Source organism: Dietzia psychralcaliphila (genome assembly GCF_003096095.1).
Taxonomy (GTDB): Bacteria; Actinomycetota; Actinomycetes; order Mycobacteriales; family Mycobacteriaceae; genus Dietzia; species Dietzia psychralcaliphila.
Genome location: NZ_CP015453.1, coordinates 1084311 through 1106970 on the forward strand (window position 1 = coordinate 1084311; position 22660 = coordinate 1106970).

Consider the following 22660-nt stretch of genomic DNA (forward strand, 5'->3'; position numbering starts at 1 on the left):
GGCGGTCCCGTCCCGGAACGGAGCTGCCGATGGTGAGGAAGCGCGCACTCGCGTCCCGTGTCCGCAGCAGCGACCCGCTGGACGAGAGCCCCGACCACGTCCTCGTGGGCGTGGTGAGCATCCCCGCGAACGCGGAAAGCCCGTGGCGGTTGATCGGCAAGCGCGTGCTGATGGCCGCTCTGGTGCTGGGTCTGGCTGCCCTCGTCGTGTACGTCGACCAGGAGGGGTACGAAGGCGGCGGTGGGCCTGACGGCAGGATCACGGTCGTCGACGCCTTCTACTACGCCACCGTCTCCCTCTCGACCACGGGGTACGGCGACATCGCCCCGATCACCCAGCAGGCGCGGCTGCTCAACGCCATCGTGATCACGCCGCTGCGCGTGCTCTTCCTGATCCTGCTCGTCGGCACGACCCTGTCGGTGCTCACCGAGCAGTCCCGTCAGGCCCTCAAGATCCAGCGCTGGAGGAACCTCGTGCGTAACCACACCGTCGTCGTCGGCTACGGCACCAAGGGCAGGTCCGCAGTCGCGGCGATGCTCGCCGACGAGATCGCCCCCGACGACATCGTCGTGGTCGACACCGACCCCCAGGCACTCAGGTCCGCAGCCGCACGCGGGCTGGTCACCGTCCAGGGCTCGGCCACCCGGTCGGACGTCCTCAAACTCGCGGGCGTCACCCGCGCCGCCGCCGTGGTCGTGGCGACCAACTCCGACGACACCGCGGTGCTGGTCACACTGACCGCGCGGGAGCTCGCGCCCAACGCCAAGATCGTCGCCACCGTTCGCGAGTCCGACAACAAACATCTGTTGAAGCAATCCGGTGCGGACTCGGTGGTGGTCTCCGCCGAGACGGCGGGCCGACTGCTCGGCCTGGCGACCATCACCCCGACGGTCGTGGGGATGATGGAGGACCTGCTGACGCCCGACGAGGGGTTCTCGATCGCCGAGCGGCGCGTGGAGGAGACCGAGGTCGGCGGCTCGCCGCGGCATCTCGCCGAACTCGTCCTGGGGGTGGTCCGCAAGGGTCAGCTGATCAAGGTCAACGAGCCCGAGGCCGACGCGCTGGAGACCGGCGACCGACTGCTCTACATCAAGATGGTCTCGGGCTGAGACCGGGTCCGGCGACGCGGGCGGTCCTTGTGGCCACGGCGATCACCGGACACGCTGGCCGCCCCTCTCACGATCTGCATAAGGAATCTCGATCATGCCGCTGGACTTCAGCCTCGACTCCGACCCCGTGCTGTCGGTCGCCGCGCCCGACCGCGCCGCGCCGCTGAGGCAGGACGCCGACGGTCTGGCGCAGGGGTGGACCGCCGCGCGGGTCCTGCGGGTCGACCGCCGCAACCGGTTCGCCACCGACCCCGTGGCGGGGGGCCGCCGCCGCATCCGTTTGGAACCCGCGTCGGACCACTCCGAGCAGTTGCCGGAGACCGCGGTGTTCCTCGGTCGTACGGACGAGGGGCGTCACATCTGGGCGATGCCCGTCGAGGAGTTGCCCGACGACCCGGCGGTGGCGGGTCTCCGGTCGAACGGGGCCGACCTGGTGGACGGTGACGGATCACTCGCCTCGCAGGCCATCGCGTTGATCGGCTGGCACCGGGAGACCGTGCGCGGCCGGGAACCGCAGCACCATCCCCGTCGCGTGGACGCGGGCTGGGCGATCCAGGACCCGTTCCACGGAGGGGCCGAGTACCCCCGCACGGACCCGGCCGTGATCTGCCTGGTCCACGACGGCGGTCGCCGGGTACTCCTGGCCCGTCAACCCGTCTGGCCGGCCGGGATGTACTCCCACGTCGCCGGGTTCGTGGAGGCAGGGGAGTCGCTGGAAGGATGCGTCCGCCGCGAGGTCCAGGAGGAGGTCGGCGTGGTGGTCGACCGTGTCCGCTACCTCGGGAGCCAGCCCTGGCCGTTCCCCCGCTCACTGATGGTGGGGTTCCATGCGATCGGTGATCCGGACGCGCCCATCGTCCTCGAGGACGAGGAGATCAGCGAGGCCGCCTGGTTCGACGTGGACGAGGTCCGCGCCGCACTCGACGGCCGGGGCGAGCTCATGGTGGCGCCGGCGGTGTCGATCGCCCACGTGATGCTCCGGTCATGGGCGGCGGCGGTGGACCGTTAGGCGTTCGCCAGCTCGGCGAGCTTGGCCCGCACCTGCGAGGCCGGGGGATTGGTCTCGGTGGTGCCGTCCGAGTACAGGGCGGTGGGGACGACGCGGTTGCCGCCGTTGACGCTCTCGACGAACGCAGCGGCCTCGGCGTCCACGTCCACGTCGATCTCGGTGTAACCGATCTCCTTCTCGTCGAGAAGCTTCTTGAGCCGGGTGCAGAAGGGGCACCACGTGGTGGTGTACAGGGTCAGGGCCTCGGCAGCATTGTTCGTGAGATCGCTCATGACGGGGTCCAACGCACGGAGACGGAGGAATCATCCCGGGGGAGGCCCGCGGCGATGTGTCGGGCCCGGATGCCACCATGGGGGCGTGAATGACTTGCGACGTGGCCGGGAGTCGGCGCTCGACGGATTGGACCCCCAGCAGCGGCGGGCCGTCCTCGCGCCCCGTGGTCCCGTCTGCATCCTCGCGGGCGCGGGCACCGGCAAGACGCGCACCATCACCCGGCGCATCGCCCACCTGGTGACCACCGGGCACGTGCGGGGGGACCAGGTCCTGGCGGTCACGTTCACCGCCCGTGCGGCGGGGGAACTCCGCATGCGGCTCGCAGGCCTGGGCGTGGCGGACGCCGGGACGGGGCCGGTCCAGGCGCGGACCTTCCACTCTGCGGCCCTGCGCAATCTCTCCTACTTCTGGCCCCGTGTCTACGGTGAGGAGCCCTGGCAACTGCTCGACGGGCAGTTCCGTGCGGTCGCTCAGGCGGTGCGCCGGGTCGGACTGGATCCCTCGACGGAGACCATCCGGGACGTCCTCACCGAGATCGGTTGGGCCAAGTCCAGTCTGCTCACCCCCGACACGTACGCCGAGCAGGCGGTCGCTCTCGGTCGTGACCTCCCCGCTCCTGCCCCGGAGGTGGCACGGGCGTTCCGGGCGTACGAGGACCTGAAGGTGTCCGGTCCGGTCCGGATGCTCGACTTCGACGACCTGCTGGGACACATGGCGGAACTGGTGGAGGAGGTCCCGGCGATCGCGGAGGAGTTCAGGGACCGCTACCGGTGCTTCGTGGTGGACGAGTTCCAGGACGTCACCCCCGCCCAGCAGCGACTGCTGTCGGCCTGGCTCGGACGCCGCGATGACCTCACCGTGGTGGGAGACGTCAACCAGACCATCTACTCGTTCGCCGGTGCGGACCCGGACTACCTGCTGGGTTTCGCCGAGCGCCACCCCCAGGCGACCGTCGTCCGCCTGGAGTCGGACTACAGGTCGACCCCGCAGGTCGTCGACCTGGCCAACGCGGTGATCGGGGCCGGCGCCGGGCGGTTCCGTTCGGCCGGGCTCACCCTCCGGGGTATGCGCCCTGCGGGGCCCGACCCCGTCCTCACCGAGTACCCGGACGAGGATGCGGAGGCGGACGCGGTCGCGGGGGCGATCGCTGATCTGGTCCACGGTGGACTCGATCCCTCGGAGATCGCGGTTCTCTACCGTGTGAACGCGCAGTCGGAACGAATCGAGGCCGCGCTGGACGAGGTGGGCATCGGCTACCGGCTCAAGGGTGGGGAGGGCTTCTTCGAGAGGACGGTGATCAGGCGCGCGATGTCGACGATCGACAGACTGGTCGACGGCACGGACGAAGCGGTGACTGAAGAGCACTCCTCGCTCACCGATCCCACCGACGTCGTCCGGGTGATCCGGGCGTCTCTGGAGCCGCTGGGTCTCACGGCTGCCGAACCGTCGGGCACCCAGGCGAGGGAGAAGTGGGAATCCCTGACCGCGTTGGTGGGACTGGTGGAGGAGATCGCCACCACCGAGGCCCGTCCCGGGCTACTGCCGGTGGTCGCCGGGCTGAGGGCCCGCGCTGCCGCGAGGCACGCGCCCGACCAGCGCGGGGTCACCCTGGCGTCATTCCACGCCGCCAAGGGGCTCGAGTGGGATGCGGTGTTCCTCCTCGGGGTGCACGAGGGCAGTCTGCCCATCAGCCACGCGATCAAGGCGGGGCCGGACGCCATCGAGGAGGAGCGGCGACTGCTGTACGTGGGGATCACCCGGGCGAGGGAGCACCTGTCCGTCTCGTGGAGCCGCAGTCGGCGGGCCGGGGGCCGCGCGACACGTCGCCCCAGCCGCTTCCTCGATCCGGTGCGCCCTGCCCCGGCACCTGCCGGCACCCGACAGGCGGCCGAGTCGCCCGACAAGGGGCGCTGCCGTGGATGCGGGGAGCGGCTCACCGGGCCGATGCACCGGGCGTTGGGATCGTGCCCCGACTGCTCGGTGGAGATCGACACCGGGTTGTTCGAGCGGCTACGCGACTGGCGAAGGGAGACGTCGGAGCGCATCGGCAAGCCGGCGTACACGGTGTTCACCAACGACACGCTCGTGCAGATCGCCCGTGAGCGCCCCGCGGACACCAGCTCGCTGGGGCGCATCGGCGGGATCGGGGCGCACAAACTCGGCGAGTACGGGGACGATGTGCTGCGCCTGGTCAGGGAGGGCTGAGTCCGCTCTCGTGAGAGGAGGTACCGGCACCGGGCCGATCAGCCGTGGGTCACTCCTCGTCGACGAAGATCTCCGGCATCCAACGCTGGACGATCTGCTGGTACGGCGCGGTCGCCTCGAGTTGGCACAGCATGCCCACCGACGCCGAGAGCACCCGGTGGATGAGGACGTACTCACGGGGAAGCGTGAACGACCGCGAGGTCCGGAACTCGCGGCCGGAGACGTCCCCGTACACGGCCATGATCCCCTGCATCCATGCCCGGTCGAAGTGGAACTCTGGCTTGCGCATCGGCTCGATGAACGGGCCGAGGAAGGCCATCGCGTCCTCGGGGTCCAACCCGCCCCGGCCCACGTAGCCGGAGCGCGTCATGAGCGCGAGCAGTTCCTCGGACTCCCCGGCCAGGGCGAGCCTCATCATCGAGGTGAGGACCGAGGGCATGCCCTCCGGTAGGGGGAGCGAGGCCCCGAAGTCCAGGACCACCATCCGGCCGTCGTCCGCGAGGAGGAAGTTCCCGGGATGCGGGTCGCCGTGCATCATCCGGGCGCGGGTGGGGGAGCAGAACTGGAACTCCGCCAGCAGTTCGCCGGCCCGGTTGCGCTCCTCCTGCGTCCCGGTCGCGGCGATCCGGCCGAGCGTGCGACCCTCTGCCCACTCGGTGACCAGGACCTTGGGGGCGGAAGCCAGTACGGCGGGGACGCGGATCAGCGGGTCGTCGCGGAACGCGGCGGCAAACACCCGCTGGGTGTCGGCCTCGCCCCGGTAGTCGAGTTCGGCCACGGCGCTGTCGTACAGCTCGTCGATGACCCCCTTGACGTCGGTGCCGGGGGTGAGGGGCCGTAGGAGCGGGGCGAGGCGACGGAGCTGACGGAGGTCCGAGCGCAGCGCCTCGTCTGCCCCGGGGTACTGGATCTTCACCGCCACTTCCCGACCGTCCGACCAGACCGCGCGGTGAACCTGGCCGATCGAGGCGGCGGCGGCAGCGGAGGTGTTGAACTCGGTGAACCGCTCCCGCCAGCGCAGCCCCAGCTGGAGGTCGAGGACCTTCTCGACCTCAGCGGGGGGCAGGGGCGGCGCCTCTGCCTGGAGCTTGGTGAGCGCCTCGCGGAACGGGCCGGCGTACTTGTCGGGCATCCCGGCCTCGAACACGCTGAGGGCCTGTCCCACCTTCATCGCCCCGCCCTTGAGCTCTCCGAGCACGGCGAAGACCTGTTCGGCCGCCTGGTCGGCGAGCTCCTCGCTCAGCACGCCCTCGCCCCTGCCCAGCGCTCGGCGGCCCAGCGATCCGGCGGCTCGTCCGGCGATTCCCAGAGGCAGGCCTGCGAGGCGCGCTGCTCGGCGGGATGAGGTGCGGGGGAGTTCGGACACGCCTCCAATCATGACAGAGGAAGCGGATATGTCGCCGCGCCGCAGGTACAGCGTTCGGCTGCCGGCCACTCGAGTCTCTTCCACAGTCCCTCGGCGGGATTGATCTCGACCGTCGCTCCGACGGTCTGGAGGGTGCGTCCGGGTTCACGACTGGCGGAGACCTCGGCGAGCACGAGGGCGGTTGCCGCGGTGAGGGCGGGCACCCCGGCAGCGGGGGCCCGGCCGACGAGCTGGGCGGCGACGAACGGCCACCGCGGGTCGCACCCGGCACGGAACAGGTCGATGCACCGCAGGCACGGGCTCACGCCGGGGAGGACGGTGGGCCCCACCACCACGCGCCCGTCGCGGCAGTACACGTGGAGATGGACCTGGCCGGACCGGGTGAGCGCGGAGGTGACCACGGGATCCACCGCGATCGACCCGGTCAGGATCACCAGGTCCGGAGTCGGGCCGCGCCGGAGCCAGGGCGGCCGGTCCCGGTCGAAGGCCAGTCCCGGGTCCGGCCCGGTCGTGACCCGGCAACCATTGACCGACAGGGGCCCGCGCAGTACCTCCGACACCTGACCCGACCCGAGGATGTGGACCTGCCGGATGGCGGGGGGCATCAGGGTCCGCATCGGTTCCGGGGCCGGCATCGGCTCCGGGGCGGCGAGACGGACGTGGCCGAGTTCGGCGAGCCGCACCAGGATCCGGGCGACGGCGGGCAGGTCGGCGGCGTCGACTCCTGCCCGGGTGGCGGCGTCGTCGAGGTCGGCGCCCCCGTCGAGTTCGACGAGAAGCGCAGCCAGACCCCTGGGTCCGCACGACGCTGGGGCGCCCACCACGACCGCGCGATCCGGGGCCAGGCCCACCTGCACCGAGTCGTGGTCCCGCACCACCACGACGGTCCCCGCGCGCAGGGCGGCCCGGACGGGTTCCCGGGAGGTGGGCGCGATGACGGGGGGAGCGGGGGGTGGGAGGCCGACGGAGCCGGTCGCTGGTGTCACGGGCACATCGTGGCACGCGGCCGCTCGTCCCGGGGGTCCCGTCAGGAGGTTGTCCACAGGCGCGGTGAGTGCGGTGTGGCCTGTGGAGAACCGTGCGATCCCCGGTCGTCTACGGTGGTCGGCGTGTCGCCCACGCCCCGCCCAGACGCCGATGTCGACCCGGACGCTCGACTCGACGACGGGCTGCCCACCAGCCCTGATGACCCCCGGATCGAGGTGCGGAGGTCGCGCCGTCGTAAGCGGACGGTCTCGGCGCGCGTGGAAGGCCAGACCGTGGTGGTGCTCATGCCGGCGGGGTTGCCCCGGTCCGAGGAACGTCGGCTCGTCGTCGACATGTTGGCGCGCCTGCGGCGTTCCGGACGGCGGTCGGGGGCCAGGGCGTCCGACGAGGACCTGATGCGACGCGCGACCGCGTTGTCGGCCAGGTGGATGGACGGACGCCCTCGACCGGCCTCGGTGCGGTGGGTGCCCGCCATGACCACCCGGTGGGCGTCGTGTTCACCCGGATCGGGGGAGATCAGGGTCAGCGAGGCGCTGCGTGAGGTCCCCTCGTACGTGCTGGACTACGTCGTCGTCCACGAACTCGCCCACCTCGTGGTCCCGGGCGGGCATCCACCGCAGTTCTGGGAGGTGGTGCGGCGCTTCCCCCGTACCGAGCGCGCCATGGGCTACCTCGAGGCCTACGCGAGGGTGCTCGGTCAGGGAGCCGACGCAGCGGCTGGTGGCGGAGAGGGTATGGGTGACCTGGTGCAGGCCGACGACCCGGAGGCCGACGTCAGCTGACCGGTCCGCCGACGATCGGCGCGTCGGTCAGGAGTCCCGCCCGGGACCGTCCGTATCGGCGTCTCCGGCACCGTCGCCGTCGCCAGCACCGTCGCCGGCGCCGCCTCCGGACTCGCGGAGGAACTTCTCGATCTCGTCGACACCGGACTGGTCGCCGGTCGACTCGTCGAGGAGCCGGTCGATCACGGCGGCCGGGTTCTCGAGGTCCTCGCCCACGGGCAGCAGGTCCGGGTGGCTCCACAGGCCGTCGCGGCGATCCGTGCCGACCGCCTCTCCGACCCGGCGCCACAGCTCCGAGGCCTCGCGTGCCTTCCGTGGGCGCAGCTCGAGGCCGACGAGGCTGGCGAAGGCCTGCTCGGCCGCTCCACCGGTGGCTCGGCGCCGCAGCCACATCTCGCGCAGTTTGTCGGCGCTGGGCAGGCGGTCGCCGACCGCGGCGGTGACGACGGCGTCGACCCAGCCCTCGACCAGCGCGAGCAGAGTCTCGAGGCGGCCGAGGGCGGCTTCGTTCACGTTGGTCACCTTGGGCCCGATGGCGCCGGCGCCACCGGACAGCAGCTCCTGGAGCTTGGCGGGGTCCTGGAGGATGGAGGGGTCGAGCCCGGAGGCGAGGTCGTCCAGGCCCGAGGTGTCCACCCGGATACCGCGTGCGTACTCGTCGACGGTGGCCAACACCCGCGCCCGCAGCCACGGTGCGCCGGCGAACAACCGGATGTGTGCGGCCTCGCGCGCGGCGAGGAACACCACCACCTCCTGGCGGGGGAGTTCGAGCTCGTCGGCGAACGCGTCGATCGCGGTCGGGCACAGGGCGGCCACCCCGTCGTCCCCGAACGGCAGTCCCACCTCGGAGGAGAACAGCACGGCCGGTGCGAGCTTGCCCAGCCCCTGGCCGAGCTGCATCCCGAAGCCCATGCCGCCCATCTGGTCGAGCATGCCCAGCAGCGGCCCGGCGAGCTGGCGCGCCTCCTCGGGCATCGCTCCCTTGGTGGCCGAGTTCATCTGTTCGGCGACCGGGGTGCAGATCTTCTCCCACGTGGGGAGCGACTGCTCCACCCACTGCTGTGGGGTCCACACCTCGGTCCGGTGCACTCCGGAGGTGAACAGGGTGGTCTCGTCCAGCCACAGTTCCGCCAACCGGACGGACTCCTGGGCGGCGGTGCGGGACGCCTCGCTGATGACAGGGGTGCGGCCGAGGGCCTGCAGGGCGACGGTGCGGGCGAGTTGGTAGTTCACCGGACCCGAGGCGCCCGGTCCGGTCATCGCCGACCCCATGGAGCCGAGCATCTGCCCGAACTGGGAGAGCATCTGGCCGAACTGGCCGAACTGGGAGGGGTCGAAACCGCCGGAGCCGCCCGGGTTGCGGTCCCGGTCGTCGTCGCGACCGTCGTCATCGGAAGCGGAGAAACCGAAGGGCTGGTTCATGCCACAACGGTACAGCCCGACGGGTGCGCAGGTCCGGGCGCGACGTCACGGTTTGGCACGCGCGGACTACCCTTGCCCCCGTGAGTCGCCGACTGCTGACCCTCCTCGCCGCTCTGGTCCCGGCGCTGCTGCTTCTCGTCCTGGCCACGTCCGCGACCGTGCCGCTCGTGGCCATGGGTCCCGGACCCACCTACGACACCTTCGGCGAGGTCGAGGTCGAGGGTGAGGACGGGGTGGAGACGGTGCCCGTCATCGAGGTCAGCGGTCGGGACGCGGACGAGACCACCGGTGCGCTGCGGATGACGACGGTCGCGGTCCGCGACAACCTCACCCTCCTCGACGCCATGCGGTTCTGGCTGGATCCGGTGCAGGTGGTGGTCCCCCGCGATCAGGTCTTCCCCCCGGAACGGTCCAGGGACGAGGTCCGCGAGTCCAACGCCGCGGAGATGGTGGGGTCGGAGAACTCGGCGGAGGTCGCCGCCTACGGTCATCTGGGGATCCCGATGCAACCGCGGGTCGAGGCCGTCGACCCGGAGGGTGCGGCAGCCGACCTCCTCCGTGCGGACGACATCCTGACCTCGATCGACGGGGAGCGTGTCTCCGACTCCACCGCGGTGGTCGAGCAGGTCAGCGCCCACCGGCCGGGCGACGAGGTCCGGATCGGGTTCACCAGGGACGGGCGTGAGGAGACGACGACGACGACGTTGCAGCCGGCCGGTCCGGACGGCGATCCCGACCAGGGCCGCCTGGGCATCCTCGTCGGCGACACACCGGCCGACGGGACCGACGTCGAGATCAACATCGACCCGAATGTCGGCGGACCCTCGGCGGGGCTGATCCTGGCGATCGCGATCGTGGACAAGCTGTCCCCGGGTGAGGCGACCGGCGGAGCCGAGGTCGCCGGATCGGGCACCATCCGCCCGGACGGCACGGTCGGTCCGATCGGGGGGATCACCCACAAGATCCGGGCCGCCCGGGAGGTGGGCGCGACGGAATTCCTCGTCCCTGCGGGAAACTGTGCGGAAGCCGTGCAGGACCCACCGGGCGGGATCCGCCTCATCGAGGTGGACACCCTGGAGGGTGCGCTGGAGGCCCTGGAAGAGGTCGCTTCCGGGGGAGAGCCACCGACCTGCGGGTGAGACCGCGGTTTTCCGTAAGGTGGGGTCCACGAGCATGTCCGCCCCAGCAGTCCAGGAGCTTCCCCGGTGTCCGTCCGCCCACCCGGCAATCCCGGTCGGCCGATCGCGATCTCACGTCGCGGCCGAGCCGTCGCCATCTCGATCGTCATCCTCATCGCCCTGATCCAGGTACTGCCGAGGATCAACTCCACCTACACGAACTGGCTGTGGTTCAGCTCAGTAGACGCCACCAGTGTCATGAGGACCGAGCTGCTCACGCGGATCGGTCTGTTCTTCGTGGTGGCCCTGCTCGTGGGACTCGCGATCGCCGCGGGCATCCTGCTGGCCTACCGCTACCGGCCGGTCTTCCTCTCGCAACCGGGGATGCCGGACACGTTGGCGCGGTACCGGGCGGCCCTGGGTGACTCCCCGGCCAAGACGGTGCTCTGGGTGCCTGTCGGGCTCGGCCTCCTCGCGGGCTCGATCGCGCAGTCGGGCTGGCAGTCGGTCCTCGCGTTCTTCAACTCCACACCGTTCGGCCGAACGGATGCCCAGTTCGGACTCGACATCTCGTTCTACGCCTTCGAGCTCCCGATGTGGCGGTCGATCGTCACCTGGCTCATGGTGGCCGTGGTCCTGGCGTTCCTCGCCAACCTGGTCACGCACTACCTGTTCGGTGGGCTCCGTCCCGGCGCGCGGGAGGGTGCGTTGACCCGCGCCGCCCGGATCCAGCTGGTCAGCCTCGCCGGTCTGTTCGTCCTGCTCAAGGCCGCCGCGTACTGGCTCGACCGCTACGAACTGCTGTTCCGCGAGAACGCCACGTTCACCGGCGCCGGCTACACCGACGTCAACGCGGTCATGCCCGCCAAGATCTTCATGTTCTCCGTGGCCATCGTCTGCGCGATCGCCTTCTTCTCCGCGATCGTCATCAGGGACCTGCGCATTCCCGCGCTGGCCACCGTGCTGTTGCTGTTCTCCGCGCTCGTGGTGGGTTCGGCGTGGCCGCTCGCGGTGGAGCAGTTCTCCGTCAACCCCAACCGCGCCGAGAAGGAACGGGAGTACATCGCCCGGAACATCGAGGCCACCCGGGCCGCGTACGACATCGGCGACGACCGGGTCACCTATGTGGAGAACTGGGGCTCGGCCGACCCGAACCCCCGGGAGGCCGGCTCGGACGTCACGACCCTGTCCAACGTTCGCGTGCTCGACCCCAACGTCCTCTCGCCCACGTTCACCCAGCTGCACCAGCTGCGCAACTTCTACGGCTTCCCCGAGACACTGGGCATCGATCGCTACACGATCGACGGGGAGATGCGGGACTTCCTCGTGGCCGCCCGCGAGCTCAACCCGGAGTCGCTGCAGGCCAACCAGCGTGACTGGATCAACCGGCACACCGTCTACACCCACGGCAACGGATTCGTGTCCGCGCCGGCCAACCGGGTCAACGAGATCGCGGACGACGCCGGTTCGGACCGCGGCGGTCTGCCGAACTTCCAGGTCTCGGACCTCGAGGCCATCGCCAGTGGCCAGGAGATGGTGATCCCGGTGACCCAGCCGCGGACCTACTTCGGTCCGCTCATCGCCCAGTCCGACCCCGACTACGCCATCGTCGGCGACAACGGCGAGGGCCCCCGCGAGTACGACACGGACACCGAGCAGTACACCTACACCGGCGAGGGTGGGGTGCCGGTCGGCGGCTGGATCAACCGCACGGCCTACGCGCTGCGGTTCGCCGAGCGCAACATCCTGCTGTCCAGCCTGATCGGCGAGGATTCCAAGATCATCTACGACCGTGACCCCCGGGACCGTGTCCAGAAGGTCGCTCCGTGGCTCACGACCGACACCAACACGTATCCGGCCGTGATCGACGGACGGATCAAGTGGATCGTCGACGGGTACACCACGCTCAAGACGTACCCGTACGCCGAGCTGAGTTCCCTGGAGGCCATGACGGCGGACTCGACCAACGAGGCCGGCGGCCGCGTGCTCCCGGACGAGGAGGTCTCGTACATCCGCAACTCGGTCAAGGCCACGGTCGACGCCTATGACGGCACGGTGGACCTCTACGCGTTCGACGAGTCGGACCCGGTGCTGCAGACCTGGATGAAGGCCCTGCCCGGCATCGTGCAGCCGCGCGAGGCGATCTCGGAGGAGCTCGAGGAGCACCTGCGCTATCCGGAGGACCTGTTCAAGGTGCAGCGTGAGTTGCTGGCCAAGTACCAGGTCGACGACCCGGGTCAGTTCTTCACCAACGACGCCTTCTGGTCGGTTCCGTCCGATCCCACGGTGACGTCGTCGATCCAGAACCCGCAGACCCCGCCTGTGGGCGGGCCCGCCGGTGGCCCGGCGGGTGCGCAGGCAGTCGACCGCGGTCCGGTGGACGGGCCGAGTCAGCCGCCGTACTACGTGGTGGTCTCCGACCCGACAGACCCGGAGTCCGACGAGCCCTCGTTCCAGCTCATCTCGGCGTTCCGCGGGTACGAGCGCGAGTTCCTGTCCGCACACATGTCGGCGAGTTCGGACCCGGACACCTACGGGGAGATCACCGTCCGGGTGCAGCGACCCACGGAACCGCTGTCCCAGGGGCCCAACCAGGCGCAGGACATCATGATCGCCTCCCCGGCGATCGCCGAGGACCGCCGACTGTGGGGCGAGACCGCCGAGATCACCGAGGGCAACCTCCTGGCGTTGCCGTTGGCCGACGACTCGGTCCTCTACGTGGAGCCCATCTACACCCAGCGCAAGGACCAGGACTCGGCCTACCCGAGGCTGCTGCGGGTGATGGTCTCGTACGACCGCGCCGTGGGTTACGCGCCGACGCTGTACGAGGCGCTCCGGCAGGTGGGCATCGAGGCCGACCCGGACGTCGTGCGGATCGACGAGAGTGGGGAGGCCGAGGCCGAGGCGGAGGTCGAGGTCGAGGGCACGTCCCGGCCGAGCGCTGCGAGCCCGGCGGCGCCCACGACGGGCGGCGGGGGCGACGAGGCCGAACGCGCGACCGCCGTGCGGGAGCTCAGCCAGGCACTTGCGGCCGTGCGCGCCGCCCAGAGTGAGGGAGGAGACCTCTCGGATCTGGGCCAGGCTCTCGAGGACCTCCAGGCGGCGGTCGATGCCTATCAGGCCCTCGGGAACTGACCTGACCAGGGGATATGCGGCCCCGGGTGTGAGTTAGGTCATGTTCCGTTCGTTTTGCGTCCACCGATTTGCCTTCCTCGGTGACTGGCACGTAGTGTCATAGACGCAAACGACGCGGGGTGGAGCAGCTCGGTAGCTCGCTGGGCTCATAACCCAGAGGTCGCAGGTTCAAATCCTGTCCCCGCTACCATGCACTCAGGCCCGGTTCCCGACAAGGGAGCCGGGCCTGAGGTCATTTCGGGGGCGCCGCTTGAGTGCCGGCGGTCGGTGTGACGGTCCCTACGTCGACGCGATCTGGTCTAGTGTCCGACTCGCGCGCGGCGTGCGCGCGATCGAGACCACGCGCCCCGAGGGGCGTCCAGATCCCGGAGGACCCCACCGTGAAGACCCGTGCCGCCGTCGTCGAAGGGCCGGGACAGCCGTTCCGGCTGGTCGACCTGGACATCGATGACCCCCGTGCGGACGAGATCCTCGTCCGCATCAAGGCGGTCGGACTGTGCCACACCGACCTCACGATCAAGGAGATGCTCCCGGCCGAGATGTTCCCCCGGGTCTTCGGACACGAGGGGGCCGGCGTGGTCGAGGCCGTCGGACCGGACGTGGAGGGCGTCGGGGTCGGTGATCACGTGGTGATGAGCTTCCGTTCCTGTCGCGAGTGCGCTCGGTGCGAGTCCGGTGAGGTCGGCTACTGCGACCAGACCATGGCGCTCAACTACATGGGCTACCGGATGGACGGCTCCACCACCTTCCACCGTGACGGAGCTGACGTGGCCGGCTCCTTCTTCGGGCAGTCCAGCTTCTCGGAGCTGGCGATCGGCTCGGCCGACAACGTCGTGGTGATCGACCCGACGGTCGACCTGGCCGTGGCGGCGCCGTTCGCCTGCGGTTTCCAGACCGGAGCCGGTGCGGTCCTCAACACCATCGACCCCCGTCCCGCCTCCAGCATCGTCGTCTACGGCGCCGGAGCGGTGGGCCTGGCCGCGATCGCCGCGGCCGGTGCCCGGGGAGTCGAGACGATCGTCGCTGTCGACACACAGAACTCCCGTCTCGAGCACGCGGAAGGCCTCGGGGCGGTCGGGGTCAACCCGGCCGACCTCCCCGATGGGGAGTTCGTCGACCGCATCAGGGAGCTCACCGGCGGTGGAGCCACGGCCGGTGTCGACACCACGGCCGTGCCGAAGGTCATCACACAGGCCGTACAGGCCCTCGCCCCGCGCGGAACGCTGGTCGTCGTGGGTCTGGGGGCGCCCGAGATCGAGCTCGACGCCATCGACCTCATGCAGAACGGCAAGATCGTCCGGGGCTGCATCGAGGGGGACTCGGATCCGCTGACCATGATCCCGGAGCTGCTGGACATGCTCGCCGCGGGGACCTTGCCGCTCGACACGCTCATCACCACGTACCGGTTCGATCAGATCAACGAGGCGGTCGAGGACGTGGCCGCCGGCACCGTGGTCAAGCCGGTCCTGGTCTTCTGACCCCGGCTGAGTACGAACCGAAGTGGAACTCGTTCTCGAAAAGCCGACCGGACCGCCGGGAGCCTCCTACAGTAGACAGGTGTCTGTTCGCATGTCCGATGCGGCAGGATCTCACCCCGTGACGGCAGGAGACCGCCCATGACAACCTCTCTCGACCGCGACGCCCTACTCATCGGTACGGAGTGGCGCTCTCCCGCGACGGACAACGTCATCGAGGTGATCAGTCCGCACACCGAGGAGATCGTCGCCCGGGTCCCGGAGGGGTCGGTCGCCGACATGGACGCCGCCGTGGCCGCCGCGCGAGAGGCGTTCGATTCCGGTCCGTGGCCGCGGATGAGCCCGCAGGAGCGGATCGAGGTGGTCGCTAGGCTCTCAGCCCTGTACGCCGCGCGGTTGGACGACATGGCGACCCTGATCTCCACCGAGATGGGCTCACCGATCTCCTTCAGCAAGCTGGCCCAGGCGCCCGCGCCCTGGATGCAGATCGAGGCGTTCGTCAACATCGCCCGCGAGTTCCCGTGGGAGGAGACCCGGCCGGGTGTGCTCGGCGGGGAGGTACTCGTCCGCCACGAACCGGTGGGTGTGGTCGCGGCGATCCCGCCGTGGAACGTCCCGCAGTTCACCGTGCTGTCCAAACTGATCCCGGCGCTGCTGACCGGCTGCACGATCGTGATCAAGCCGGCTCCCGAGACCCCGCTCGACACCTACCTGCTGGGGGAGCTGCTGATCGAGGCGGGCGTGCCGGCGGGCGTGGTGAGCATCGTGGCCGGCGGCCGCGAGGTGGGCGAGCACCTGGTGCGCCACCCCGCGATCGACAAGGTCGCCTTTACCGGGTCCACCGCGGCGGGGCGGAAGATCGGTGCGATCTGCGGCGAGCAGCTCAAGCGGTGTTCGCTGGAGCTCGGCGGCAAGTCCGCGGCGATCGTGTTGGACGACGCGGACCTGACGAGCGTCGTCGAGGGGATCAAGTTCCTTGGCGTGATGAACTCGGGTCAGGCGTGCGTGGCGCAGACCCGCATCCTGGTGAGCCGCGATCGGCACGACGAGGTCGCCAGGGCACTGGCCGAGGGGATCGGGTCGATGGTCGTCGGCGACCCGATGGACCCCGCCACCGAGATCGGGCCGATGGTCGCGCAGCGACAGCAGGAGCGCGTGTCCTCCTACATCGAGATCGGGCGACAGGAGGGCGCCCAGCTCCTCACCGGCGGTACCGGCCGCCCGGACGGTCTGGACACCGGCTGGTACGTTCAGCCGACCGTGTTCGCGGGGGTCGACAACTCCATGCGGATCGCGCAGGAGGAGATCTTCGGCCCGGTCCTGTCCGTGATCGCCTACGACGACGTCGATGACGCCGTTCGGATCGCCAACGACTCCGAGTACGGACTGGCGGGGACGGTGTGGACCGCGGACCGCGAGGCCGGGCTGGGCGTGGCCCGCAGGGTCCGCACCGGCACCTACGGGGTCAACACGTACACGATGGACTTCGCGGCCCCGTTCGGCGGCTTCAAGGCCTCGGGGGTCGGCCGCGAGTTCGGCCCCGAGGGCTTGGCCCAGTACACCGAGGTCAAGACCGTCTACCTCGGCGAGCCCGCGCCCGCCGGCGACGCCTGACCCCGCCGTGGTGGGGGAGGTGGCACCGCCGCTGACGGTGCGGGACGCGGACCGGGTCCGCACGCTGACGCTCGCGCGTCCGGACGCGCTCAACGCGTTCGACGAGGCCCTCTACGACGCACTGACCATCGCGCTGCACCAGGCGTCGGACGATCCGACCGTGGCGGTGGTGCTGCTCACCGGGCAGGGCAGGGCGTTCAGCGCGGGAACCGACCTGGTCGAGATGGCCGAGCGGGTCACCAACCCCGACTTCGTCCCCGGCGAGCACGGCTTCATCGGTCTCGTCGACGCCCTGGCCGGGTTCGACAAGCCCCTGATCCTGGCGATCAACGGGCTCGGCCTGGGCATCGGCACGACGGTCATCGGGTTCGCCGACCTGGCATTCATGGCCGAAGACGCCCGTCTCAAGTGCCCCTTCACCAGCCTCGGGGTGGCGCCGGAGGCCGCCTCGAGCTACCTGCTTCCCCGACTCGTAGGTCGGCAGAACGCCGCCTGGGTGTTGCTGTCCTCCGAGTGGATCAGCGCCGCCGAGGCCCACGAGATGGGCCTGGTGTGGCGTCTGTGTCCTGCCGAAGAGCTGCTGTCGGTGGCCACCGAGCACGCCACGCGGCTGGCGCGGCTGCCCGTGTCCAGCCTGCGAGCGGTCAAGCGGACCATGATCGAACCACTGGCCCGCCAGATCGCCGAGGCGCGTGAGCGCGAGAACCAGTGCTTCGCCGAGCTCATGGGCGGGCCCGCGAACTCCGAGGCGCTGGCCGCGTTCGCCGAGGGCCGGCCCGCGGACTTCACCGCGCTCCCCGACGGGGCGTGATCCCACCCTCCCGCGGCCGGGGTGGGCCGGCGCCGGGCCGACAGGGTGTTCGGGGTGTCCGGAGATACCCTCGCGGGAGGTCGCGCTGACGACCTGTCCCCGCAGGAGGTGAGAGGTCCGCCATGACCGCGCAGGTACGAGGTCGGGCGCGCGAGGTCGACGTGGTCGTGATCGGCGCGGGCCAGGCGGGTCTGTCCGCCGGCTACCACCTGCGGCGCCGGGGCTTCGTCCCCGCCGACCGGGCCGCCATCGGCGACCGGACCTTCATGATGCTCGACGGCGACGCCGGCCCCGGCGGGGCGTGGCGCCACCGCTGGGAGTCGCTCACCATGAGCACCGTCAACGGGATCTTCGGGCTCCCGGGCGCCCCGGTGCCCGAGGTGGGTCCCACACTGCCCAGCCGGGAGGTCCTGCCCGCCTACTTCGCCGACTACGAGGAACGCTTCGCGCTGGACGTCCGGCGTCCGGTGCGCGTGCGCGAGGTCCGCCGCACCCCGGACCGGCGGGGCGCGGCGGGTGACGGGCGCCTCGTCGTCGTCGCCACCGGGGTTCCGGGTGACGACGACGAGGTGTGGCTGGCGCGGTACGTCATCAACGCCACCGGCACGTGGACGCGGCCTTTCTGGCCGCACTATCCCGGGCGGGAGAGCTTCCGCGGGCGCCAGCTGCACGTCCACGACTACGTCCGCGCAGAGGAGTTCTCCGGTCAACGTGTGGTGATCGTGGGCTCGGGCATCTCGGCCACCCAGCTGCTCGAGGAGATCTCGCGCGTGACCGACACCCTGTGGGTGACCAGACGGGAGATCGAGTGGGCCACGGGCCCGCCCCCGGAGAACTTCTCGGCCGCCATCTCCGAGGTGGCCGAGCGCACGGCCATGGGGTTGCCGCCGGAGAGCGTGATCGGCGTGACCGGCATGTACCGCACCCCGTGGATCGATCGCACCGAGGCCCGTGGTGCGCTGGTCCGGCACCCGATGTTCACCCGGATCGAGCCCGACGGGGTGCGGATGCCGGACGGGACGCTCGAACCCGCCGACGCGATCCTGTGGGCCACCGGATTCCGCCCCGCGGTGTCGCATCTCGCCCCGCTCGGGCTGCGGACCCCGGCCGGGGGCATCCGTGTGGCCGAGGGCCGCGCGCTCGACGAACCCCGCCTGTTCCTCATCGGCTACGGCCCGTCCCAGTCGACCGTGGGGGCCAACCGGGCGGGCCGTGACGCCGTCCGTGCGATCCTCGCCGACGCGCGGTAGATGCGGGGCGCCGGGGCGTCCGTGTGAGGGAAGAGCCTCAGAGCGTGCGGGAGATCAGTTCCTTCATGATCTCGTTGGTTCCGCCGTAGATCTTCTGCACGCGGGCGGAGGCGTACATCCGCGCGATCGGGTATTCGGTCATGAAGCCGTAGCCGCCGAAGACCTGCAGGCAGCGGTCGATGATCTCGCACTGCTTGTCGGTGCAGAAGTACTTGGCCATCGACGCCGTGGCCGGGTCCAGCTTGCCCTCCAGGTGAAGGGTGATGCAGTGGTCCAGGAGGGTGCGCGCGGCCAGGGCCTCGGTCTTGCACTCGGCCAGTTCGAAGCGCAGGTTCTGGAACTTCAGGATGGGCTTGCCGAACGCCTCGCGCTCCTTGGCGTAGTCGATCGCGAGCCGGACCGCGGTCTCGGCCGCGGCCACGGCGGTGACGGCGATGATGAGCCGCTCCTGGGGCAGCTGCTGCATGAGCTGGATGAAGCCCTGGCTCTCACCCGCCTCGCCGCCGAGGATGTTCGCGGCGGGGATCCGCATGTCGTCGAAGAACAGCTCCATCGTGTCCTGGTACTTCAGCCCGATCTTGTCGAGCTTGCGACCGCGGTCGAAACCCGGGAGGTCGGTGGTCTCGGCGAGCAGCAGGGACAGTCCCTGTGCGCCCTCGCCGCCGGTGCGGGCCACGATGATCAGCAGGTCGCAGTGCATGCCGTTCGAGATGAACGTCTTGGCGCCGTTGACCACCAGGTCGTCGCCGTCCCGCACCGCCGTGGTGCGCAGCGCCTGCAGGTCTGACCCCGCTCCGGGCTCGGTCATGGCGATGGCGCCGACCATCTCGCCGGTCGCGAGCTTGGGCAGCCAGCGGGTCTTCTGCTCCTCGGTCCCGTACTGGAGCAGGTAGTGGGCCACGATCGTGCTGTGGACCGAGTTGCCCCAGCCGTCGTCGAGGGCGCGGGTCTGCTCCTCGGCGATCACGGTCTCGTGTGCGAACGTGCCGCCGCCCCCGCCGTACTCCTCGGGGATGGAGATGCACAGCAGGCCCGCATCGCCGGCCTTGTTCCAGAACCCGCGGTCCACGGCGCCCTCGGCGGCCCACCGCTCGAGGTTGGGCGCGGTCTCCTTCTCGAGGAACGCGCGCGTGTGGGCGCGCAGGGCGTCCAGGTCGTCGGTCATCCACGGGGAGCGGTAGGGGGCGGTCTCGAACACGGGAGATCTCCAAGGGGTCGGTCGCGTGGGCCCGGGCGGCCCCGCTCGAACACCACAATACGAGTGCATGCTTTGCTATGCAATCGTATTGTCGCGGTATCGTCTCTGGCATCGACCGAACGCAGACGCCGTTCGAGGGGCGGAGATGGAGGTGGGGCGCATGGCCGGAACCACTGCGGACCGGGGCGTGGCCGCGGACGGTGACCTCACGGCGCGGGCGCGTATCCGCTACGCCGCACTGGCCCTGTACGCCGAGCACGGCGAGGACAGGGTCTCGATGCGCCGGGTGGCCGCCGAGGTCGGGGTGACGATCGGCCTGATCCAGCATCACTTCGGCACCAAGGACGGCCTGCGCCGGGCCGTGGACGATCTCGTGGTGGAGCGCGTGGTCGGGGCGCTGTCGACGGTGGAGCACACCGGGACGGCCGCGGAGGTGGTGGAGGCCCGGAACGTCGCGGTCCGCGAGATGCTCCGGCAGAACCCGCAGCTCGTCAGCTACCTCAACCGTGCGTTCCTGGAGCCCGACGGCCGCGGGGCCCCACTGCTGGAGGCGATCGTCGACCTCACCACCAGGGAGGTCGAGGGACTGCGACGCGGAGGTCTCGCCTCCACCCGGACCTCGGACAAGGTCCAGGTGGTCCGGACGCTCGTCGACCAGGTGGGGGAGTTGTTCCTCCGGCCGGTGGTCGAGGCCATCTGGGCGCATATCGGTGGCGACCCGGACGAGTGCCCCTCGATCAGGATCACGGTCGAGGGGAATTGAATCCCGCCGGGCGCTGAATCTCACAGGGACCTCGGTCTCGCCGGGAGGGGCGGCCCCCGCCGTTCTGCAGTCGGGGCCCCGGCCCGTTAGGCTGTCAGCGCGTATACCCGGGCAGTCTGCCGGGGTTGGGAAGGACACGCTCATGAGGTTCACCGGTCTGGCCAAGCTCGCAGTGACTGTCGTCATGGCCGGTGCGACCGCACTCGCGGCACCCGCCGCGGCCCAGGCCGCGGTACCGGTCGGCGGCGGCACGCCCGTGTTGGTCAACGGCGTGGCGGGGTGCACCCTCACCGCCGCCGGGTACGACGCGGCCGGCACCCCTGTCGCCTTCACCGCCGCCCACTGCAGCGAGCGGATCAACGCCCCGGTCATCCTCCGGAACGACCCGGGAGCCGGAGTGATCGGCACCGTCGCGACCCGAAACGAGATCCTCGACTATTCCGTGATCCGGCTGAACCCGGGCGTCGTCGTACCGGTCCGCCAGGCGGGCGTCAGCGGACGGGGGCCGGCCCCGGAGTTCGGTGACGTGGTGTGCAAGGACGGACTGTCCACGGGCCACACCTGTGGCATCACGTGGCAGCGGGACGGCGCCAAGTTCTGGAGCCACGCCTGCGCCGGTTACGGGGACTCCGGCGGGCCCGTGACCCGCGACGGCCGCCTCGTGGGGCTGCTGTCCGGTGGTCACATGCCGCCTGCCGCGGGATCGGTCGGAAGCCTCGGCCCCGTCCTGCCGTCCTGCCTCCACCCCGCGCAGTCGCCCCTCTTCCTACCGGCTCTGGCGTACTCGTTCGACGCGATCGTGGCTGACGCCACCGACCGCAACTGGCCCGGGAGCGGCTTCCGGATGGCCTGATCGCGTCGCAGACCGCCGGGTCCGGTGTCTGCCACTCGACGCGGCTGAACCCGGTGTGCGATCACGGTTCACCTGGTACGACTGGATTCACCCCAGACGAGAGGTGCATCCATGACCCACCGTGGCACTCCCCAGGCGGCGGAGCATCGCGACCGGAAGGGCAGAGGACTGATCGCGGTCATCGCGCTGATCGTCGTACTGATCGTCGTCGCGATCCTCGTGTTCCTGTTCACCGGGAACACGGAGGAGTCAGAACAGCCCGCCGCGGAGGACCCCCAGACGGCACTCGCCGACGCCATCGAGGCGCAGGTGTCAGGCTCCACGGTCGAGTTCACACCCGGCCTGGTGGCGGTCGAGTTCCAGGTGAGGCAGGGCGCATCCCCGTCGGCGATGATCCTCAGCGCCCAGGACGACACGATCGCCGTCCTCCGAGCCGTGAAGGGCTCCGAGTGGGAGGGGACGGTGGAGATGACAGGCCTCATGGCCTCCGTGGAACCAGTGGATGAGGAGACCGAGCAGGAGATGCTGAGGGTGGTGTATCTGCCCGAGACGGTCGCACAGATCGACCCGGACGCGGTCGCACGTGACGACGTGTGGGAGATGGCGGACGAGCGGTTCGTGGGACTCGCCCTGACGGAGTAGCGCCCAGATCGGGCGACCTCATCGAGTCCACAGCTCCGCGGTCTCGTCGGCACCGATCTCGGACCGGATGCGTTGCCAGTTGCGACCTCCCCGCGCGAACGTGGCGCGGACCGCGGCGGGGACGCTCGACCGGTCTGTCGGCTCCGATCGCCACAGGCAGTCGCGGACGTGGACCAGATCCACGGAGTGCGCCTCCTCCGCGTCGTCGTAGCGCCACGGTCCGCCGAGACGCCCGAGCCAGTAGTGACCGTCGACGTCCCGTGTCCACACGTACACGCCGTCCGGCACCTCGGCGAACCGTTCGAGCCGGCGGGCCACTCGGTGATCGTGCTGCGCCGCGGCGGCGTCGATCGCCTCGACGAGCGACGACGGTGTACTTCTCAGCCTTCCCCCCATGCCGCAGAGTCCGTTGCGGAGGCCCCGTTCGACGCCCGCACCGTCAGCGATGCCGTCGTCCCTCGAACGCATAGGGGCCCGGAACAGGGGGACGTCGTCGGAGGCCATCGGAACTGCTCCTGTCACGGCGGGGCCGGTTCGGGCGGGGAGGGTGCTTGTGAGGTGGGGTGGGTGCGTGTCGGGTGGGTGCGAGACGGACCCACACCGTGAACGAGAGACGCCCCCGCGGATGGATGATCCGCGGGGGCGTGT

19 protein-coding genes and 1 tRNA gene are annotated in these 22660 nt (G+C 70.5%); 14 read left to right on the top strand and 6 right to left on the bottom strand.

Features of this window, described 5'->3' with window-relative positions; genetic code table 11:
- Positions 1-29 precede the first annotated feature (29 nt).
- On the top strand, positions 30-1109 hold the full coding sequence (locus A6048_RS04855) for a potassium channel family protein (protein ID WP_107748539.1): 1080 nt from the start codon (positions 30-32) through the stop codon (positions 1107-1109).
- A gap of 94 nt (positions 1110-1203) precedes the next feature.
- Positions 1204-2118, top strand: a complete 915-nt coding sequence (gene nudC, locus A6048_RS04860; protein ID WP_107748538.1) for an NAD(+) diphosphatase — start codon at positions 1204-1206, stop codon at positions 2116-2118.
- On the opposite strand, the gene A6048_RS04865 is transcribed toward nudC, so the two are convergent.
- Complete coding sequence (locus A6048_RS04865; RefSeq protein WP_107748537.1) at positions 2115-2390, bottom strand: mycoredoxin; 276 nt, start codon at positions 2388-2390, stop codon at positions 2115-2117. The two genes, nudC and A6048_RS04865, sit on opposite strands and share 4 nt — an antisense overlap.
- Positions 2391-2475: 85 nt before the next feature.
- Between A6048_RS04865 and A6048_RS04870 the strand changes: the two genes are divergently transcribed.
- The gene (locus tag A6048_RS04870; protein WP_107748536.1) at positions 2476-4596 is read left to right on the top strand and encodes an ATP-dependent DNA helicase UvrD2; all 2121 of its coding nucleotides are present in this window, start codon (positions 2476-2478) and stop codon (positions 4594-4596) included.
- 49 nt (positions 4597-4645) lie between these two features.
- Here A6048_RS04870 and A6048_RS04875 read toward each other — a convergent pair whose 3' ends face one another.
- Entirely contained in the window at positions 4646-5962 is a 1317-nt protein-coding gene (locus tag A6048_RS04875; RefSeq protein WP_107748535.1) for an ABC1 kinase family protein, read from the bottom strand.
- Positions 5963-5970: 8 nt separating this feature from the next.
- Positions 5971-6948, bottom strand: a complete 978-nt coding sequence (locus tag A6048_RS04880; protein ID WP_244911058.1) for a hypothetical protein — start codon at positions 6946-6948, stop codon at positions 5971-5973.
- Between the two features lie 123 nt (positions 6949-7071).
- On the opposite strand from A6048_RS04880, the gene A6048_RS04885 reads away from it, so the two are divergent.
- Positions 7072-7731 carry a M48 metallopeptidase family protein gene (locus tag A6048_RS04885; protein WP_235027452.1) on the top strand — a complete coding sequence of 220 codons (660 nt, stop codon included), beginning with the start codon at positions 7072-7074 and terminating at the stop codon, positions 7729-7731.
- Between the two features lie 27 nt (positions 7732-7758).
- On the opposite strand, the gene A6048_RS04890 is transcribed toward A6048_RS04885, so the two are convergent.
- The gene (locus tag A6048_RS04890; protein WP_107748534.1) at positions 7759-9153 is read right to left on the bottom strand and encodes a zinc-dependent metalloprotease; all 1395 of its coding nucleotides are present in this window, start codon (positions 9151-9153) and stop codon (positions 7759-7761) included.
- An 80-nt stretch (positions 9154-9233) separates the two neighbouring features.
- On the opposite strand from A6048_RS04890, the gene A6048_RS04895 reads away from it, so the two are divergent.
- The 7 genes from A6048_RS04895 to A6048_RS04925 all read left to right on the top strand — a co-directional run bounded on the left by A6048_RS04895 (position 9234) and on the right by A6048_RS04925 (position 18556).
- Positions 9234-10292, top strand: coding sequence for a YlbL family protein (locus tag A6048_RS04895; RefSeq protein WP_107748533.1), 1059 nt, complete (start codon positions 9234-9236; stop codon positions 10290-10292).
- A 66-nt stretch (positions 10293-10358) separates the two neighbouring features.
- Complete coding sequence (locus A6048_RS04900; protein WP_107748532.1) at positions 10359-13406, top strand: UPF0182 family protein; 3048 nt, start codon at positions 10359-10361, stop codon at positions 13404-13406.
- Between the two features lie 113 nt (positions 13407-13519).
- A tRNA-Met gene (locus A6048_RS04905) sits at positions 13520-13596 on the top strand.
- 190 nt (positions 13597-13786) lie between these two features.
- Positions 13787-14884, top strand: coding sequence for an NAD(P)-dependent alcohol dehydrogenase (locus A6048_RS04910; RefSeq protein WP_107748531.1), 1098 nt, complete (start codon positions 13787-13789; stop codon positions 14882-14884).
- Positions 14885-15022: 138 nt separating this feature from the next.
- On the top strand, positions 15023-16495 hold the full coding sequence (locus A6048_RS04915) for an aldehyde dehydrogenase (RefSeq protein WP_107748530.1): 1473 nt from the start codon (positions 15023-15025) through the stop codon (positions 16493-16495).
- Positions 16496-16514: 19 nt separating this feature from the next.
- Positions 16515-17306, top strand: coding sequence for an enoyl-CoA hydratase/isomerase family protein (locus A6048_RS04920; protein ID WP_372450593.1), 792 nt, complete (start codon positions 16515-16517; stop codon positions 17304-17306).
- A gap of 122 nt (positions 17307-17428) precedes the next feature.
- The gene (locus A6048_RS04925; RefSeq protein WP_107748529.1) at positions 17429-18556 is read left to right on the top strand and encodes an NAD(P)-binding domain-containing protein; all 1128 of its coding nucleotides are present in this window, start codon (positions 17429-17431) and stop codon (positions 18554-18556) included.
- Between the two features lie 37 nt (positions 18557-18593).
- Here A6048_RS04925 and A6048_RS04930 read toward each other — a convergent pair whose 3' ends face one another.
- The gene (locus A6048_RS04930) at positions 18594-19754 is read right to left on the bottom strand and encodes an acyl-CoA dehydrogenase family protein (RefSeq protein ID WP_107748528.1); all 1161 of its coding nucleotides are present in this window, start codon (positions 19752-19754) and stop codon (positions 18594-18596) included.
- Positions 19755-19914: 160 nt separating this feature from the next.
- Between A6048_RS04930 and A6048_RS04935 the strand changes: the two genes are divergently transcribed.
- From A6048_RS04935 to A6048_RS04945, 3 genes are all read left to right on the top strand, one after another.
- Positions 19915-20517, top strand: coding sequence for a TetR/AcrR family transcriptional regulator (locus tag A6048_RS04935; protein WP_235027588.1), 603 nt, complete (start codon positions 19915-19917; stop codon positions 20515-20517).
- 142 nt (positions 20518-20659) lie between these two features.
- The gene (locus A6048_RS04940) at positions 20660-21370 is read left to right on the top strand and encodes a chymotrypsin family serine protease (protein WP_107748527.1); all 711 of its coding nucleotides are present in this window, start codon (positions 20660-20662) and stop codon (positions 21368-21370) included.
- Positions 21371-21481: 111 nt separating this feature from the next.
- Positions 21482-22012 (top strand): hypothetical protein, encoded by a 531-nt coding sequence (locus A6048_RS04945; RefSeq protein ID WP_107748526.1) that lies wholly within the window; start codon positions 21482-21484, stop codon positions 22010-22012.
- A gap of 18 nt (positions 22013-22030) precedes the next feature.
- On the opposite strand, the gene A6048_RS04950 is transcribed toward A6048_RS04945, so the two are convergent.
- Positions 22031-22516 carry a GAF domain-containing protein gene (locus A6048_RS04950; protein WP_107748525.1) on the bottom strand — a complete coding sequence of 162 codons (486 nt, stop codon included), beginning with the start codon at positions 22514-22516 and terminating at the stop codon, positions 22031-22033.
- Positions 22517-22660: the final 144 nt, after the last annotated feature.

What these genes read in the sequence shown, in the direction of transcription:
- A6048_RS04855 (WP_107748539.1), top strand. Translation starts at nt 30, where the DNA reads ATGGTGAGGAAGCGCGCACTCGCGTCCCGTGTCCGCAGCAGCGACCCG.
- nudC (WP_107748538.1), top strand. Translation starts at nt 1,204, where the DNA reads ATGCCGCTGGACTTCAGCCTCGACTCCGACCCCGTGCTGTCGGTCGCC.
- A6048_RS04865 (WP_107748537.1), bottom strand. Translation starts at nt 2,390, where the DNA reads ATGAGCGATCTCACGAACAATGCTGCCGAGGCCCTGACCCTGTACACC.
- A6048_RS04890 (WP_107748534.1), bottom strand. Translation starts at nt 9,153, where the DNA reads ATGAACCAGCCCTTCGGTTTCTCCGCTTCCGATGACGACGGTCGCGAC.
- A6048_RS04915 (WP_107748530.1), top strand. Translation starts at nt 15,023, where the DNA reads ATGACAACCTCTCTCGACCGCGACGCCCTACTCATCGGTACGGAGTGG.
- A6048_RS04925 (WP_107748529.1), top strand. Translation starts at nt 17,429, where the DNA reads ATGACCGCGCAGGTACGAGGTCGGGCGCGCGAGGTCGACGTGGTCGTG.
- A6048_RS04935 (WP_235027588.1), top strand. Translation starts at nt 19,915, where the DNA reads ATGGCCGGAACCACTGCGGACCGGGGCGTGGCCGCGGACGGTGACCTC.
- A6048_RS04940 (WP_107748527.1), top strand. Translation starts at nt 20,660, where the DNA reads ATGAGGTTCACCGGTCTGGCCAAGCTCGCAGTGACTGTCGTCATGGCC.
- A6048_RS04945 (WP_107748526.1), top strand. Translation starts at nt 21,482, where the DNA reads ATGACCCACCGTGGCACTCCCCAGGCGGCGGAGCATCGCGACCGGAAG.
- A6048_RS04950 (WP_107748525.1), bottom strand. Translation starts at nt 22,516, where the DNA reads ATGGCCTCCGACGACGTCCCCCTGTTCCGGGCCCCTATGCGTTCGAGG.